This window comes from Paenibacillus sp. PCH8, from assembly GCF_002968835.1.
Taxonomy (GTDB): Bacteria; Bacillota; Bacilli; order Paenibacillales; family Paenibacillaceae; genus Paenibacillus.
Genome location: NZ_PKQK01000007.1, coordinates 178,690 through 194,577 on the forward strand (window position 1 = coordinate 178,690; position 15,888 = coordinate 194,577).

Below are 15,888 nucleotides of genomic sequence, written 5' to 3' on the forward strand. Positions count from 1 at the left end.
TATTTCTATTTACGTAATTTCGGATCGAGTGCGTCGCGCAGACCGTCTCCGAGCAAGTTAAATGCAAGCATTGTCAGAACCATCAGACCTGCTGGGAACCACATCCGCCAAGGGAATAATGTCCAGCCAGTAAGTGCATCGTTGATCATGGAACCTAGTGAAGATCTCGGTGCAGATACACCCAACCCAAGGAAGCTCAGGAACGCTTCGGCAAAGATTGCATTCGGAATGGACAACGTCAATGTTACGAGAATCGGTCCTATTGCATTTGGCAGCAAGTGGCGGAACAATTGACGCCCTGTGCTTGCACCCATGGACCGTGCAGCAAGAATAAAGTCTCTGTTTTTGAGTTGCATAATCTCACCGCGCACAATCCATGACATGCTGATCCAGCCTGTTATAGTAAGGGCAATGATAATCGTTGTCAGACTTGGTTCCAATACAACCAGCAACAAAATTACAACCAGCATGTAAGGCAAGGAATAGAGGATCTCGGAGAACTTATTCATAATTCCATCTACACGTCCACCGTAGAAACCCATGATCGCTCCATAAACAACCCCGATAACAAGGTCAATCAAGGCTGCGGCTAAGCCTACAGTAAGGGATACACGTGCCCCTACCCAAGTTCTTACCCATACATCACGGCCAAGCTCGTCCGTACCGAACCAGTGCTCCGCACTCGGAGCTGCGTTGGAATTCATCAAATCATTGGAATAATAATTATAACTAGTAAACAAAGAAGTTGGACCAATCAAAGAGAAAATCACGACAAGAACCAATACACCTAGACTAATCATTGCAGCCTTATTGGTTGCAAGTCTGTACATAGCATCTTTAAAAAGGGATACACTTTCTTGCGGTTTAACCGCTGCCTGACTAGTCAGGTCAGTGTTCGCCGTTTCATTGTTTTTATTATTCGTGCCAGACAACGTTATGCCCCCTTCCGGCTTTCCAGCTTAATTCTAGGATCAATCAGCACGTAAGCGATATCTGTAAAGAAACGCGCCAACATCAGGAGGATACCATAGAAAATCGTAATCCCCATGATCATGGTGTAATCACGGTTTGTGATACTCTCTACAAACACTTTACCTATGCCACCGATGTTAAAGATCTGTTCAATTACAACGGAACCTGTGATGATATTCGCTGTCATTGGACCAACATAAGTTACTACTGGTAGAATACCGTTTCTTACAACGTGTTTAAACATAATTGCAGGCCATTTCAGGCCTTTGGCTTTTGCTGTTTTGATGTAATCGGCGTGTAAGACTTCGAGCATACTCGAACGCGTCAACCGAGCGATAAAGGCAATCGGAGATGCAGACAGCGCTGCAACCGGAAGAACGTAGTCCAATGGACCGTCAAAGCCCATAACGTTAAACCAGCCCAATTTAGTAGCAAAAAGATACTGTAATAGGGACGCAAGCAAGAAGCTCGGAACAGCTATACCTATGACAGCTAGAATCATCGTGACATCATCAATGAGTTTACGATGGTAAACTGCAGCAATAAGTCCCAGTAAAACACCCACAACAATGGAGATAACAATTGCAAACACTCCAAGCTTCAACGAAGCGGTGAAAGTTTCACCGATCATTCCGGCTACATCGCGATTCAAATATTTCATTGAAACCCCGAAATCCCCTTTTACAATTCCACCCATATACTTCAGGTATTGTTCATACATCGGCTTGTCCAATCCATACTTTGTTTCCAAGAGTGCACGGATTTCAGGTGATACTTTTTTCTCAGATGTAAAAGGGTCACCAGGAATGGCCTTCATCAGGAAGAAAGTCATCGATGCGAGTATGAAAAGCGATAGCAGCATAAATAGTAGTTTTTTCAAAACGTACTTAACCAACCCTTGCACACCTCCACAAACAATATTTTGTATACAAATCGATTGTAGAATTAGACAGAAATAAAGTCCAATCCATTTATCGGAAATTTCAAGAATTATAAGGAAAATCGGTGCACAAACAAAAAAATCGGGATATATATGGAATTCCACATATATATCCCGAAGTAATCATATTAGACTTCAGAACAACTTATTTCTCTTCCAGATATGCACGAGTGTAGTCAATTGCTCCACTGAAATCAAGTTGTACACCTTTAAGGTAAGGCTTAGTCAAAGATACGTTAGTGTAGTAATAGATTGGCATAACGCCCATTTCATCTTGAATCAGAATTTTCTCAGCGTCAGCAAATGCAGCCATACGTGCAGCTGGATCAGCAGATTTTACAGTGTCTTTAACATCTTTGTCATACTGTTCGTTGCTGAATTTAGAATCATTGTTTGTGTTTCCAGTAGTCCACATTTCCAAGAAGTTGTACGGATCGTTATAGTCGGCAGACCAGCCTGCACGAGCGACTTGGAAGTTTTGATTTTGACGATTCTCAAGGAATACGCCCCACTCTTGGTTTTCGGATTTCACGTCAACACCAAGATTTTGTTTCCACATATCAGCAACCGCCAAAGCAATTTTCGCGTGACCATCACTAGTGTTGTAGATCAAAGTAACAGCAGGCAACGTTGTGTAGCCTTCTTCTTTCATACCTTCAGCAAGTAATGCTTTAGCTTCTTCTACATTTTCAGTGAAGTAGTCGTCTTTATGCTCATCACGGAACTCGCCGTTTTCACCACGAATACCAGGAGGCACGAAACCGAAAGCTGGAATTTGTCCACCTTGTGTTACTTTGTCAACAATCAACTGACGATTGATTGCCATTGCAAATGCTTTACGGATTTTAACGTTGTTAAATGGTGCTTCGTTTACGTTGAACTGGTAGTAGTACGTACTTGCAATACCAGTAGCTTTGAACTCGTCCGGCAATTCCGCTTTTACAGAAGGAATTTGGTCGGAAGGAATTTCACCGTTAGGAGCACCAGTGTAATCCAATTGTCCTGATTTGTAAGCTTGCAGTTCGGAAGCACTGCTGTTTGTCAGGGACATATCGATTTGAGCCAATTTAATATCGGATGCTGCATGATAACCATCGTTTTTCTTCACGACAATTTTTTGACCTTTAGCGTATTGATCCATTACAAATGGTCCGTTAACGATCATGTTTTTGTAATCTGTGAAGAATTTATCATTGGTGTCAGCAGACTTGTGTACTGGGTAGTACGTGTAGAACGCTGTCAGACCCAAGAAGTAAGGAGTTGGGTTTTCCAACGTTACTTCCAGTGTGTTCACATCAGTAGCTTTAACACCTACTTGAGAGAAGTCTGTGACTTTAGTACCTTTGTAAGTTTCGTCTTTGCTGAGGTTGTAACCTTCAGCGCCTTTGATGTAGTACAATTGGTATGCATATGGAGAAGCTGTTTCCGGTTTCAAAGCACGTTCCCAAGAACGAACAAAGTCTTCGGCAGTGATTGCATCACCATTGCTCCATTTTGCTTCCGGGTTCAGGTTGAAAACATATTTCAAACCATCTTCGGAGATTGTCCAGTCTTTAGCAACACCTGGAGCTTCTTTACCATCAGGATCGATGCGTACAAGTCCTTCATACAAGAACTTCAGAACCGTGTTGGTTTGGCTGTCTTTTGCTTGAGCCGGGTCCAGCGTAGGAGGTTCAGCGGAAAGGTTGATCTTTAGGATTTGATCTTTAGCAAGACCATTTCCTTCGCTTGCAGAACCAGTATCGGTGTTACCTGTGCCTTCGTTTTTCGATCCGCACGCTGCAAGTACGGTACCGAACGCCAAAATCAGCGTCAAAAGGACTAATAGACTTTTCCTTTTCATCTAACACGTTCCCCCTAAATTGATATGGTTTATATGTTTATAGATTATACAACCACCGGTCAAAAAAATCTACATTACTTTTTCAGAAAGTAATGTTTTTTTCAGTATTCGACAAAATCGACACATTTTTTAGCCCTTTTGCGTTATGTATCCTCACATCTGTTTCATGAAGTATCTAAATAATCCAAATAAAGTAAACAAAACATACCCAAAACTCATGATAATAAAAGCCATGCGCCATACGGCCCGGAACATTCTACCCCCATTGAACTTGCCTTTTAGTCTATTTTGCGCTCCTCCGATGAATCCAAGCGCTATTAGTATGAGTATTAATGTCAGATAAAAACCAAAATTTGAATCAAATGTTAAGTTGAATAACGCCGATACTGAAAACACAAGAAAAAATGTTGTTACATCCATTGCCATCCGCAATGCTGTAGGCTTGTCTTTTTTCCATACATACATGCCCCAATATACAAGAAAGAACGGAAAAAAGGGTAGTATGCTCAACACAATAAAAAGTCCCATTAATTCACTCCTTCCGCTTACATTCCTTCAATCAGATGAAGCAGTATTTCATGTGTCGGTGCAGATCGGCCTGATTTCTGTGCCATCTTTACAATCTGTCCGTTGATCGATCCCACTTCTGTACCGTGTCCCTGTAGAACATCTGCGAGCATAGAGGAAGTATTCGAGGCAGTGGAACGACAGACTGTCATCAGTTGTTCCCACATATCCTCATCTAACCTTATGCCATTCGCTGAGTAGACAACCAAGGCTTCCTCATATAACTGGCGCATCAACCTCACACGATCTTCTTGGATGATCAATTCACCGTTGGGAATTCGCCATAAAGCTGTAAGTGGGTTAATAACCGCATTGATCAACAGCTTCCTGTATATCAGCTTATCGATTTCATTCGACACTGTACAGTCAAATCCTGCCTGCTGCAAAAGTCCTGATAGATTAAATATTTCCTTACTCTCTATTGAGATAGAAGCTTCGGTGTGTATTGTATGTGCGCCTAGCCTGGTTTCGCCCGCACCCGCACGGTGGACATGATTTAGAACCCGCTTCGCACCCTCCGTTGTTATCGCACTACATATGAGCGAATGCGGCAAAGCAGCTTGCAGTTTCTCCAGATGACCCATCCCATTTTGAAAACACGCAATATTGAGCATACGATCTTTCCATTGACTAATTTCACGAATGAAATCATCAATACTTGTCTGCTTAACCATTAGCAGTAACCATTCTCCGGGCATTCGCTCCCATGTGTCAGTTAGCTCGTTAACGGATCTCGCCTGTATCTGGTCCGGTAGAATATGTATCTCCTCGTCTCTTTCAACGATGGTTACCCCATCCTGGCTCAAGAGTTGTGCCTGAGTGGATGTTCTGGTCCAAAATCGGACATGATTACCTGCCGCCTGCAGCTTCCCGCCATACATAAGGCCCAGTGATCCTGCGCCTATGATATCAATGATCATGTGCTACCCCCTCTCCGCTTCAGTAGTAGCTCGTATCTATCTATAATAGAACAAAAACAGCAAACTAAAAACCCGTCATACCTGCCGTTACGTAACGGAGGTGTGGCGGGTCCATATCTGACTTTTGCAAATCAAACGCCTGTTCTTACTATTCAATTCGTTCCAGATTCCCGTTGGCATCCATCTTGAAACGTGTTTTGAGTTCCTCTTCTTCTTCGGACAAAAATGCGAGTCTGCGAGCACGATCCATAATCTGAATCAAAGCTTTGTAATCGTCATTCACCACACGGTAATCCGTCTGTACTTCATTCACTTCCTTGGAGAGACGATCATTCTCGCAGCGCAGTTCGAGTAATTCATCTTCCTTCTCCCGAAGCTCCTTCTCCAGCATTTTGAGCTGACGACTGCTCTCCTGCACCGTTCCTTTCCATTGTCGCAGGAAGCGGATTACTGCATCCATGGATAATGAATCTTCCGAAATACCATCTGCTTTGTACAAATGCTCTTCGGTATCCAGTGTAGACAATGCTGCAACCTGTGGTCCAAGCATAGCCGGCTGCTTTCTGAGATAGCTTCGTTTTTGCCGTTGTGCCTTGGCGTTGCTGATCGCAGACTCATACTTTTTACGCACACAACTGTTCCAGCGAAAACCGCATGCGGCAGAAGTTCTGCCTATTTTTTCGCCGACCTCTTCAAAAGCAGCGAGCTGGGTGCTTCCTTCCCTAATGTGACGCAAAGTAACTTCCGCCAAAATCAAATCGTCCTCTGTGCTCCAAGCATCCTGTCTCACTGCAGTCATGCTATAATACCCTCCTAACAACATCCTAAAATAACCGTCCGCATTACCGGGAACCCGGTATGTGAATTAGGTATAAAAGCTGCTTCATTCATTCTTATGCCTCTCATAGAGTTCATAGAATTGATTTCATACTAAAATGTATTTCCACATTTAGGCTTGCTCATACGTGACATATGTAAAACAACTCCCTTTTCTATTGCTTTAGAGAAAAAAAGAATTCGCTTTCATATCCAAATTTGTTTACACGTTTTTCCTTTCCCGGTATAATGTTGTTTAGACAATCTATGATCGTACATAGGAGAGGAGGATTTACCGTGGCACGCATGTTTCGGGTACTCGGGTTCTTCACGCTTGCGATTGGCCTGATGGCTTTTGCGGGAGATCTGGTCGAAATGGCTTTTCTTTTTTTCCTGCAGACTGCGTTTTTTGTCATTTTGGGATACTTGAAATTCACCGAACGAACGTACATATTGCTCTTCTGGGGTTATATGATCGTGACATTCTCGGGGTTCAGTTACTGGACCGTATTCCAGATGGATTTGCCGCTCTAATCCACCTGCAGCAGCAAAGTGATCCGGCAACAGTCGGGTTGCTTTTTTGTTGTTTTCAGATTGCATGATCGGTGTTCGTGGTGTTATGTAACCACTAAGGATATTTCACGTATTTGTTTCATATATTGTCTGGAAGACAACAAGCCTGTACGATTGTCATTTAGGAAGTGGAAAGGAGAATGATCGGTGAAACGTCAATATGGCATTGCCGTCTTTTTATTATGCATCGTTTTATTCATCCAGCTACCCTCAACCTATGCCTATGTAGAGTCTTCCCCTGAGGGTACACGTGAAATATTGCAAAAAAGTCTATCCATCGTCGAAATTGATCATGAGATCGAGCGCATTGCGGATAGGCAGAAGCAGCTGGCTCAACAACACCAGACATTATCCATACAACTTATGGAACAGGAAGAGCAGATACATACTCAGCAAGACCGGGCTGGAGCAGTGGTGAGGTCCTACTACACTGGGGAACGTGACAGTCTTCTGATGACGGTTCTGGGAGCAAGGTCATGGAAAGACCTGTTCGTACTATATGATTATTATCAGATCATCATCGGCAGGGATCAGGCTGTACTGGACAAGTATCAAGACCATTACCACAGTCTGCAACAGACTTCTACTCAGATTCGCCAAACTACAGCAGAATTATCGGAAATGAAAACGAATCTTCAAAACCAGCGGGAGCGTGTAGTGGGATTGCAAAAAGAAATGGATGAGCAAGTAGCCACCAGCGGAGATGCGGCAGCGATTCAAAAACTGATGGATGAATTGACCCTTTACTGGGAGAATATCGGCATCTATGAAGTGAAGCGATATTTCAAAGCATTGGCGTCTGCTATGCAGAACCTGCCCGATTTTATTCAAAAGCAAAACGGAGGGATATCCACTACCGGAACGACATATACCATTCGAATTGGACAGGATGAACTTAACGCGTTTCTACGGTCGCAAAATTCCATTTTTGAAGACTTTGCCTTTCAATTCAACGAGGATAAGATTACTGCTTCGGGTCAACGTGATCAGTTGCAATTAAGCATTGAAGGACATTATACGGTTGAGAATGAACCTCAAAATTCCATTCGTTTTCATGTAGACAAACTCGTATTTAATCAGCTTGAATTACCAGACACGACCCGTCGAATGTTGGAACGAGAGTTTGACCTCGGGTTCTATCCACAGAAAATTCTGTCCTTCGTCAAAGCAACCGATGTTTCTACTAGTGAAGGGGTACTGGAAGTACAGTTGGCTATATCATTTTAGTGTTAGTTCATCGTTCTAATGCTATCTACGTATTGATTAGCTGTAATTTCTCCCGTTATGAATTGTTGCACTATCTTATGAAAATAAGTGATAACGGCGTGACTTTCGGCAGCTACGGCCTGAACATATTCGGATGAAAACCAGGATTCTCCCTTGTTCATATGATAATGTCCCGCGAGCTTCTGAGACTCCAGATCCAGTTCCTGTTGCTTTGCGGGCATATGGTTAGCCTGCTGGTACCATTTTACCTGTATTGCAGCGGACGTCATGCCTTCAATCCATCTGCTGGCCTCTTCTGCTTCAACCGAACCGGCAGTAATGACAAAACTTCTGGAGTTGACGGATTCCAAGGTTTCGAAAGAGATCTGCTCAAATGGATCTTTATCATCTATACGGTCTCGATTAGCACCTAACAGCTGAGATAACAAGGACACAACCATCGGTGTTCCCTTCTGGTCTACAATAGGAGAGAATACGGGATGGCTAGACTGAACCATGATATGCGGTTGAATCTGATCCATTAACTGAATCCCCTGTTGAAGTCCTGCCGTTTGCGAAGAAACCTGCGATCTCTTTACTTCATCCGGTCCCATTCTCGGCTCAAACTGATTCAACCACGCGCTCGCTGCGTATACATCATTGATGTTCATTGCGATTAGAGGGATTCCATCCGCGATGGCTTGTTGAGTTAGTTCGGTCCACTGCTCCTTACTGTGAGGTAACGTCTCCAGACCAACTTTCTTCAAAAATGAAGACTGTCCAGCCAGAATATATGGGTCAAAATCAAAAGGCATACCCCATTGATATCCATTCCACTCTGTCATTCCACGGAGCCCGGCAACCGTCTCTCCCAGCGACTTTGATAAAGTCGTACCGTTCAACGGATATAAATTCCCCTTTTTAGCATAATATTGGACTTCCTCACTATCTAGCAGAACAACATCGCCGTTCTCTCCTAGTGAAAATTCAAGATCGAGCACACCCTTATATGTATCTGGCTTCACATTCCGAAGATTAATCTCAACCATCTTTGAGGCTGCAACTTCTTTGGCTATCTTTTGAAAAACTTGAAACTCTTCATCCGTCAATGCAACTACAATCTCCAGCGGAGCTTGAGCATCTTCATTACGGGAAGATGCACCTGGGAACGTATCCTTTTCCTGGTCGCGTTCCTGATTAAGCTGTGAACCTCTGAAGTCAAAACTCGGAGACAGGATCGTTAAAGAAAGCAGCAGTACCGCGAACAACACAACCTGATGTCTACGCTTCATTAACGTCCCTCCTCGCCCACTTCGTTTTTTCCTGCAACAATTATTGTAACAAATAAGTAGTGCTCTTGTCCTACCCTGCCAAAAAACACTTTTCCAGCTTTTTGCATACCCAAAGCATATCGAGTTCTGTGTTATAACACGTTATTCATTTTTCAGCAAAAAAGCTGGCTCCAGGAGCCAGCTTAGAATAGAACATTTTCCGGGAAATATATCCATAATGAGGTTATAGCAAATCAGCAGCAAGTTGGGCCAGCTTGGAGCGTTCTCCTTTTTCAAGCATAATGTGTCCACTAATCCCCTCTTGCTTAAATCGTTCCACAATATACGTCAGTCCGTTACTCGCTGAGTCGAGATAAGGATGATCAATCTGCTCAGGGTCCCCCATTAAAATAATTTTACTTCCTTCGCCGACCCTTGATACGATCGTCTTCACTTCATGACGTGACAAGTTCTGAGCTTCATCAATAATGATAAACTGTCCGGGTATCGATCTTCCACGGATATACGTTAGTGCTTCAACCTGGATACTACCGAGGCCCATCAATATTTTATCAATGTCTCCAGATTTCTTGGTGTCAAACAAGAACTCCAGATTATCATAGATCGGCTGCATCCATGGACGGAGCTTTTCTTCCTTCTCACCAGGCAAGTACCCGATATCTTTGCCCATTGGAACGACAGGACGAGCAATCAGCAATTTCTTATATTTATGATCATCTTCTACTTTGAGGAGGCCAGCTGCCAGCGCCAGTAACGTTTTCCCTGTTCCGGCTTTACCAGTAATGGTAACTAACGGAATGTCATCATTCAATAGCAGTTCCAGTGCCATACGCTGTTGCGCGTTGCGTGCGCTAATCCCCCATACATTATCATTACTGAGAAAAAGCGGCTCCAGCTTCGTTCCCTCAGTGTTTACTTTAAGCAAGGCAGATTTATTGGTGCCCATCTCATCTTTAAGGATAACAAATTCATTCGGATACAACGAATAGGACAACTGTAACGGTTTGATCGGTAAAAAGCGATATGTGTAAAACTCATCAATTACGGATGGATGAACCTTTAAGGCTGTATAGCCAGGATATAATTCACTGAGTCCTGCCGTCCGATCGGATAAGTAATCCTGTGTGAACAGACCAAGTACGTCCGCTTTAATACGAACAAGTACATCTTTACTGACCAGAACCACCTGACGTTCAACAACCTCTTTCTCATTTTCCTCATTCTGATAATTCAGCGCGACAGCCAGAATTCGATTATCATTGGACACTTCACCAAACATTTCCTGAACTTTCACAAAACTTCGATGATTTAACTCCACCTTCAGATTGCCTCCATTGGCTAGAGGTACACCACTGTGCAGGTGACCCAGTTCACGCAATCCATCCAGCAGTCTGGATACATTGCGGGCATTACGCCCAATTTCATCAGCATTTCTTTTTTTGGAGTCGATCTCCTCCAGTACAACCGCGGGAATGATTACCTCATGTTCTTCAAAGGCAAATATGGCATTGGGGTCATGCAGAAGCACGTTGGTATCCAATACAAAAATCTTTTTCATTCAATCCCCTCCAAAGCGGCGTCGTTAAAGGCATGGGCTGGTACGTGAACTCGGGAATGTCGGATTAAAACAGTCCGCTTCCCTTCATTCCCGAGTTCATCTTGATCGTGTGATCTTTCAGCAGCGGCATGGACAATCATGCTCCCATACATAAATGTATTCGACTAGGACAAAATAATTGTCAACCATTCTGAAAAACTCCAAGAAAGGATGAACATTTATGAAAATAAGGGTGTGTACGCTGCTTCTGATCTGTATACTTACAGGCTGTAACACTTCTTCACGGAACGCTTCACCGAATCCGGGGACTCACGCGAAAGGATACGGAGGAAATGTAACAACTCAGCAAGATCGGAGGAACCCTTCACGTCTGGATCAATTCAACGAAAACACCGGTGAGGTCCATGACTTGAATATCGCAGATGATACAGAGAATGGCCGGATGCCTAATGAGAAACGTATCAACCACCTTAAAGCCCTTGCCAAGCAAGTAGAAGGTGTCAAGGATGCCAACTGCGTTATTCTTGGTAATACTGCCGTTGTTGGTATTGATGTAGATGGCGAGCTTGAACGAGCCCGGGTAGGTACGATTAAGTACTCTGTTGCTGAAGCTCTTCGCAAAGATCCCGAAGGTTTGGATTCCATTGTAACTGCTGACGCTGATGTTACCGAGCGAATTAAAGAAATTGGTGAACACATTCGCCAGGGACACCCGATATCGGGTTTTGCTTCTGAACTCGCTGACATGGTTGGAAGAATTATTCCCCAACTACCCAAGGACGTCAAAGTCCGTCAAAATCCCGATGAACATGTTCAGCAGAAACAACAAATGCAGCAACCGCATTCGTCTGACAAAAGACAACAAAAAGCCCAGTGATTTCTCACTAGGCTTTTTTCATGGCAGCAAATACCTGCTCATCTAATTTCTCAGCAGCACGCTGATCATATATTTTGACATATTGAGGCACAGAGGACAGTTGAGCGCCGTAAAACAGGGCATTCCTCACCGCTTCAATCGTGATGTCGAAACAGCACATATTAAATGGAACATCCTGTAGCGGATCTTGTCGTACCGAAGCACGTCCGTTTACCGCATACACCATCTCTTCTCCAAAGACAGTCACCGTAATGAGCGGATTAGTGATCATATTGTTCACTAGACGCGAACGATGATCAATCGCCACACGAAAAGTAGAAGCATTCTCCGCATAGATCCAGGAGATTGCTGTGGACGTCGGACCTCCGGATTCCACATCCACTGTGCTTAGCAGCACAAAGGTCTCATTCTTGAATTGCTGAAGAAGAGATTCAGTTAATTGTGTGACGGCTTCGGACATTCAACCAGCCCCTAACCTTCTTTATGCAATTCTTTAAACTTGGTTTATGTTATTATAGCATACCGATTGGCGTGCTTCCAATCCCAAAAGAATGGATGTTATTCGCCTGATGTTGAAGTTGTTACTTTACCTGACAATGTATCTTGCAAAGCCTGCTTCGCATTGGCCAGCTCCGTCTCATTAATATACACATATGGACTTCTCCACTCTCCGGTAACCGGAGTATAGTGCACATCCGAGGTGGAAATGTTCCAATATGTCGAAATAAAGTTTTTCATTTGCTCCGATTCCACATCTGTCGTCATGTTATCGTCAACTGCACCAATCACTTTGCTGATCTTCGTAATACCCCCAAGAGACTTCATCTGATCCAGCATGGAGTTCAACACTTGGTTTTGACGTTTGTTACGATCAAAGTCATTGGATTCAGCTGTCTTCGGGTCACAATTCGATTTGCGGTATCGAACAAAATCCAGTGCCTTTTTACCATCCAGATGTTGCGCGCCTGCAACCAGATTGATATCGGTACCGTCAGCTGTATCTCTATAACACATATTTTTATCCACAGTCACATCCACGCCACCTACGGCATTGACTGCATCACGGAATGCTTGGAAATTCAGGACGGTTGTATAATTAATATCCACACCCAAATACTTGCCCATCATTTCTCTCATCTGATCCTCTGCATTTTTGCCAGAGGTCTTTTCCTGTGCTTTGAATCTTGGATAATAGGAATTCAGCTTGTTGGCTTTGTACCCATCCAGCTGAATACGCGTGTCTCGTGGCAAAGATACAATGGTTGCCGTCTTGGTCACCGGATTCAACGAAGCAACCATGACTACATCCGAGAGATACGTGCCTGTTTCAGGACGGTTATCTGTACCAAGCAACAGCATCGTTATCGGTTTGGTTGTGGCTGACATGCCCGGAGGTACCGGTTTGTCGATGCCTGTATCTACGACCTGATTATATACCCAATACGCATATCCGCCGCCCACCACAATGGCAATAACCAATAGACTTAGAAGAATTCTGCCAAAAGCATTCATTCTCTTTTTCTTCTTAGGTTGCTTGCCCTTACCATTCTTTGATCCAGAAGCTCCGGATTGCGTCGGTGCCTGTCTCCGTGGAGGAAGTCCGTTCGAATTCGAGTTCATATCTTCAACACCTTTATCACATCTGTTTTTGTCTGAATAAAAGACAACCGCTTTCCCTAAGGAAAACGGATGGTCTGTACAAGACAGGATTTTATGAGTTTCGAGCGGCAGCTTCCGCTTTTTTCTTTTGACGACCTTCAATAAAATAACGCACTCTCACTAACAACATCAAACCAACCGCCACCAACAAACATTGAATGATGGGAAGCTTGTCGATCTGAAAAATAAGAAGCATGAATGTGCCCATCGCCATCAATATATAGAGAACGATCTCCTTACCAAGCGGTAATTTCTGACGTACCCGAAACACCTTGTTATACACGTAAGTAATCAATACAAAGATGACGATGTAGGCTACGATCGGGTTTGATGCGAACCATGCTTGCATGCAGTGGCAGCTCCTTTCGTGTTCATGCTTGGATATAAGTCAATTGTTGATGGAGCACACCAACAACATTAATTACAAAGCTCTGCATGTGACCGTTTCGGATTCGGATCGTTCTTTCGGTCGCTGTTATCCCCAGATTTTTTTGATCCATTTCTCAATGGTAAAATCCGGGGATAAAGGCGAACGCTTCGCTCCTACAGAATCGATTCCGTATCCTCCACTACTTTAGTGGGTTGTAATTAACGCCAATGGTGCATACGTGTTCCATCAAACGTTAACTTATATATTTTATTTTGTTGTAATTAGGCTTTAGAAGCCATTTTGCGTTGTTTCTCTGAACGTTCACGCTCGGATTTGTTCAAGATCTTCTTACGAAGACGAATAGATTTCGGAGTAATCTCACAATATTCATCTTCATTCAGATATTCAAGCGCCTGTTCCAACGAGAAGATGATCGGAGTTTTGATTTTAACCGTATCATCTTTACCAGAAGAACGAACGTTAGTCAATTGTTTTTCTTTGCAGATGTTAACAACGATATCATTGTCACGTGTATGTTCACCAACAATCATACCTTCGTAGATTTCAGTTCCCGGCTCCAAGAAGAGCGTACCGCGATCCTCAACACCCATCATTCCATAGAACGTAGATATACCCGTTTCAGTTGAGATCAGTACACCTTGGTGACGTCCACCCACTTGACCGGATACTACTGGAGCGTAGCTGTCAAATGCATGGTTCATAACACCGTAACCACGAGTCAATGTCAGGAAGTTTGTGCTATATCCGATCAAACCACGTGCTGGAATCAAGAACTCCAGACGAACTTGACCACTACCTGTGTTGACCATGTTAACCATCTCTGCTTTACGTGCGCCCAGGCTCTCCATGACGGAACCCATGCTTTCTTCAGGGATGTCAATCAACAAGCGCTCAACCGGCTCCATTTTCTTACCGTCGATTTCTCTTACGATAACTTCTGGTTTGGATACTTGAAGCTCGTATCCTTCACGACGCATATTTTCAATCAGGATACCCAAGTGAAGCTCACCACGTCCGGAAACGACAAATGCATCTGGGCTATCTGTTTCATCAACACGAAGAGATACGTCTGTTTCCAATTCTTTGAACAAACGCTCGCGCAGTTTACGGGAAGTTACCCATTTACCTTCACGACCTGCAAATGGACTGTTGTTCACGAGGAACGTCATTTGCAAAGTTGGCTCATCAATTTTCAGAACCGGCAATGCTTCTGGGTTATTCGGATCAGCGATGGTTTCACCAATGTTGATGTCCTTGATCCCTGCAATCGCAACGATGTCGCCTGCTCCTGCTTCTTCTGTCTCAACACGTTTGAGACCTTGGAAACCAAACAGTTTTTCGATACGTGCAGTTTTGCTTTTACCATCACGCATGATAACCGTTACCGATTGTCCTTGACGGATCACACCGCGGTTAACACGACCAATGGCAATACGGCCAAGGTATTCATTGTAGTCCATCAAAGTGACGAGGAATTGTAGTGGCTCTTCAACTTTCTCAGTTGGGTGAGGGATATGACTAACGATGGTATCGTAGATTGCCATCATGTTATCATCTTGTTTAGCAGGATCATTCTCCATGCTGGATGTTCCGTTCAATGCGGAAGCATATACAACAGGGAATTCAAGTTGTTGATCGTTGGCACCCAGTTCAATGAACAGGTCCAATACTTCATCAATAACCTCAGTCGGACGTGCCGCTGGACGGTCAATTTTGTTAACAACAACGATTGGTGTCAGGTTGTGCTCCAGTGCTTTACGAAGTACGAACTTCGTTTGTGGCATACAGCCCTCATAAGCATCAACAACGAGCAATACGCCGTCAACCATTTTCATGATACGTTCAACTTCACCACCGAAATCGGCGTGTCCTGGTGTATCCACAATGTTGATCAGGTAATCTTTATAAGTTATAGCCGTGTTTTTGGCCAAAATCGTAATACCGCGTTCACGCTCCAAATCGTTGGAGTCCATTGCGCGCTCCTGTACCGTTTCGTGATCACGGAAAGTACCGGATTGCTGGAGCAACTTGTCGACTAGCGTTGTTTTTCCGTGGTCGACGTGGGCAATAATCGCAATATTGCGAATGTGTTCTCTTGAATGCATGGTTTGTATCCATATCCTTTCCAATTTCAATTCTTATCTACTAAACTTCCCGCAAATTCGCAGGTTACTCACAAAATAAGCGTCGGCGATATCCCGACGCATGTCTATATCCCTTATATTATAGTTGATCATAGGTAAAAATCAAGATATTTCGCTTGAAAAAGCTACT

General features: G+C 43.7%; 15 protein-coding genes. 3 read left to right on the forward strand and 12 right to left on the reverse strand.

The genetic code is table 11. The features are described from left to right. Positions 1-5 precede the first annotated feature (5 nt). The 6 genes from C0Q44_RS27590 to C0Q44_RS27615 all read right to left on the reverse strand — a co-directional run bounded on the left by C0Q44_RS27590 (position 6) and on the right by C0Q44_RS27615 (position 6,041). On the reverse strand, positions 6-887 hold the full coding sequence (locus C0Q44_RS27590; RefSeq protein WP_374955164.1) for an ABC transporter permease: 882 nt from the start codon (positions 885-887) through the stop codon (positions 6-8). A gap of 47 nt (positions 888-934) precedes the next feature. Continuing rightward, positions 935-1,867 (reverse strand): ABC transporter permease, encoded by a 933-nt coding sequence (locus C0Q44_RS27595; protein ID WP_105410345.1) that lies wholly within the window; start codon positions 1,865-1,867, stop codon positions 935-937. Between the two features lie 190 nt (positions 1,868-2,057). Next, entirely contained in the window at positions 2,058-3,755 is a 1,698-nt protein-coding gene (locus tag C0Q44_RS27600) for a peptide ABC transporter substrate-binding protein (RefSeq protein WP_105410346.1), read from the reverse strand. A gap of 153 nt (positions 3,756-3,908) precedes the next feature. Beyond that, positions 3,909-4,283, reverse strand: coding sequence for a DUF3397 domain-containing protein (locus tag C0Q44_RS27605; RefSeq protein WP_105410347.1), 375 nt, complete (start codon positions 4,281-4,283; stop codon positions 3,909-3,911). Positions 4,284-4,300: 17 nt separating this feature from the next. Continuing rightward, positions 4,301-5,242 carry a ketopantoate reductase family protein gene (locus C0Q44_RS27610; RefSeq protein ID WP_258166589.1) on the reverse strand — a complete coding sequence of 314 codons (942 nt, stop codon included), beginning with the start codon at positions 5,240-5,242 and terminating at the stop codon, positions 4,301-4,303. 148 nt (positions 5,243-5,390) lie between these two features. Further along, positions 5,391-6,041, reverse strand: coding sequence for an RsfA family transcriptional regulator (locus C0Q44_RS27615; protein WP_105410348.1), 651 nt, complete (start codon positions 6,039-6,041; stop codon positions 5,391-5,393). Positions 6,042-6,355: 314 nt separating this feature from the next. Here C0Q44_RS27615 and C0Q44_RS27620 point away from each other — a divergent pair, with 314 nt between their 5' ends. Beyond that, positions 6,356-6,592, forward strand: a complete 237-nt coding sequence (locus C0Q44_RS27620; RefSeq protein ID WP_105410349.1) for a DUF2626 family protein — start codon at positions 6,356-6,358, stop codon at positions 6,590-6,592. A gap of 186 nt (positions 6,593-6,778) precedes the next feature. Next, positions 6,779-7,858, forward strand: coding sequence for a hypothetical protein (locus C0Q44_RS27625; RefSeq protein WP_105410350.1), 1,080 nt, complete (start codon positions 6,779-6,781; stop codon positions 7,856-7,858). 2 nt (positions 7,859-7,860) lie between these two features. On the opposite strand, the gene C0Q44_RS27630 is transcribed toward C0Q44_RS27625, so the two are convergent. Together C0Q44_RS27630 and C0Q44_RS27635 are read right to left on the reverse strand one after the other, a co-directional pair. Then, positions 7,861-9,129, reverse strand: a complete 1,269-nt coding sequence (locus tag C0Q44_RS27630; protein ID WP_105410351.1) for an ABC transporter substrate-binding protein — start codon at positions 9,127-9,129, stop codon at positions 7,861-7,863. Positions 9,130-9,352: 223 nt separating this feature from the next. Beyond that, positions 9,353-10,687 carry a PhoH family protein gene (locus C0Q44_RS27635; RefSeq protein ID WP_105410352.1) on the reverse strand — a complete coding sequence of 445 codons (1,335 nt, stop codon included), beginning with the start codon at positions 10,685-10,687 and terminating at the stop codon, positions 9,353-9,355. Positions 10,688-10,907: 220 nt separating this feature from the next. On the opposite strand from C0Q44_RS27635, the gene C0Q44_RS27640 reads away from it, so the two are divergent. Then, positions 10,908-11,564 (forward strand): YhcN/YlaJ family sporulation lipoprotein, encoded by a 657-nt coding sequence (locus C0Q44_RS27640; RefSeq protein WP_105410353.1) that lies wholly within the window; start codon positions 10,908-10,910, stop codon positions 11,562-11,564. A 7-nt stretch (positions 11,565-11,571) separates the two neighbouring features. On the opposite strand, the gene C0Q44_RS27645 is transcribed toward C0Q44_RS27640, so the two are convergent. The 4 genes from C0Q44_RS27645 to typA form a co-directional block, all read right to left on the reverse strand. Continuing rightward, positions 11,572-12,024 carry a pyridoxamine 5'-phosphate oxidase family protein gene (locus C0Q44_RS27645; RefSeq protein WP_105410354.1) on the reverse strand — a complete coding sequence of 151 codons (453 nt, stop codon included), beginning with the start codon at positions 12,022-12,024 and terminating at the stop codon, positions 11,572-11,574. A gap of 98 nt (positions 12,025-12,122) precedes the next feature. Then, complete coding sequence (locus C0Q44_RS27650) at positions 12,123-13,184, reverse strand: LCP family protein (protein WP_105410355.1); 1,062 nt, start codon at positions 13,182-13,184, stop codon at positions 12,123-12,125. Between the two features lie 91 nt (positions 13,185-13,275). Then, complete coding sequence (locus C0Q44_RS27655) at positions 13,276-13,572, reverse strand: YlaH-like family protein (protein ID WP_047843765.1); 297 nt, start codon at positions 13,570-13,572, stop codon at positions 13,276-13,278. A gap of 302 nt (positions 13,573-13,874) precedes the next feature. Then, a complete protein-coding gene (typA, locus tag C0Q44_RS27660) occupies positions 13,875-15,719 on the reverse strand; it encodes a translational GTPase TypA (RefSeq protein ID WP_105410356.1) in 1,845 nt (614 codons plus the stop codon). Between the last annotated feature and the right edge of the window lie 169 nt (positions 15,720-15,888).

What these genes read in the sequence shown, in the direction of transcription:
- C0Q44_RS27655 (WP_047843765.1), bottom strand. Translation starts at nt 13,572, where the DNA reads ATGCAAGCATGGTTCGCATCAAACCCGATCGTAGCCTACATCGTCATC.
- C0Q44_RS27645 (WP_105410354.1), bottom strand. Translation starts at nt 12,024, where the DNA reads ATGTCCGAAGCCGTCACACAATTAACTGAATCTCTTCTTCAGCAATTC.
- C0Q44_RS27600 (WP_105410346.1), bottom strand. Translation starts at nt 3,755, where the DNA reads ATGAAAAGGAAAAGTCTATTAGTCCTTTTGACGCTGATTTTGGCGTTC.
- C0Q44_RS27640 (WP_105410353.1), top strand. Translation starts at nt 10,908, where the DNA reads ATGAAAATAAGGGTGTGTACGCTGCTTCTGATCTGTATACTTACAGGC.
- C0Q44_RS27605 (WP_105410347.1), bottom strand. Translation starts at nt 4,283, where the DNA reads ATGGGACTTTTTATTGTGTTGAGCATACTACCCTTTTTTCCGTTCTTT.
- C0Q44_RS27650 (WP_105410355.1), bottom strand. Translation starts at nt 13,184, where the DNA reads ATGAACTCGAATTCGAACGGACTTCCTCCACGGAGACAGGCACCGACG.
- typA (WP_105410356.1), bottom strand. Translation starts at nt 15,719, where the DNA reads ATGCATTCAAGAGAACACATTCGCAATATTGCGATTATTGCCCACGTC.
- C0Q44_RS27635 (WP_105410352.1), bottom strand. Translation starts at nt 10,687, where the DNA reads ATGAAAAAGATTTTTGTATTGGATACCAACGTGCTTCTGCATGACCCC.
- C0Q44_RS27630 (WP_105410351.1), bottom strand. Translation starts at nt 9,129, where the DNA reads ATGAAGCGTAGACATCAGGTTGTGTTGTTCGCGGTACTGCTGCTTTCT.
- C0Q44_RS27610 (WP_258166589.1), bottom strand. Translation starts at nt 5,242, where the DNA reads ATGATCATTGATATCATAGGCGCAGGATCACTGGGCCTTATGTATGGC.
- C0Q44_RS27615 (WP_105410348.1), bottom strand. Translation starts at nt 6,041, where the DNA reads ATGACTGCAGTGAGACAGGATGCTTGGAGCACAGAGGACGATTTGATT.